The following is a 337-nucleotide window of genomic DNA, read 5'->3' on the forward strand; positions in this document are numbered from 1 at the left end:
ATACTCTCTCGACGCCCTCGGACAGTACTCCCAGGCTTGGCGCCTGGTGAACGTCCCGGCGGCACTCATCGGGTCGGCTCTCAGTCAGGTGTACTTTCCGCGTCTCGCCACCACTCCGCGACAGGACCTGCCGCAGGTCGTGCGCTCCAGCGTGGGAAAGTCCCTGCTCTTCGGTATTCTGCCGTTCGCGTTGATCTTCGTTCTCAGTCCCTACCTTGTTCCCTGGGCACTCGGCCCGCAGTGGGGCGATGCAGGCTTGTACGCGCAGGCGCTGACCCCTTGGTTGTACCTGAATCTCGCCGCGTCTCCGATCTCGACGTTGTTCGTCGTTCTCGAC

The 337-nt window shown here is 62.9% G+C and carries 1 protein-coding gene; it reads left to right on the forward strand.

Annotated features, from left to right (window positions below; all coding sequences use genetic code 11):
* A partial coding sequence (locus tag SB660_RS19455; protein ID WP_410583885.1) for an oligosaccharide flippase family protein occupies positions 1–337 on the forward strand: 337 nt, incomplete at both ends.

Origin of the sequence: Bacillus sp. SIMBA_005, from assembly GCF_046535585.1 — a bacterium.
GTDB classification, from domain to species: domain Bacteria; phylum Bacillota; class Bacilli; order Bacillales; family Bacillaceae; genus Bacillus; species Bacillus pumilus.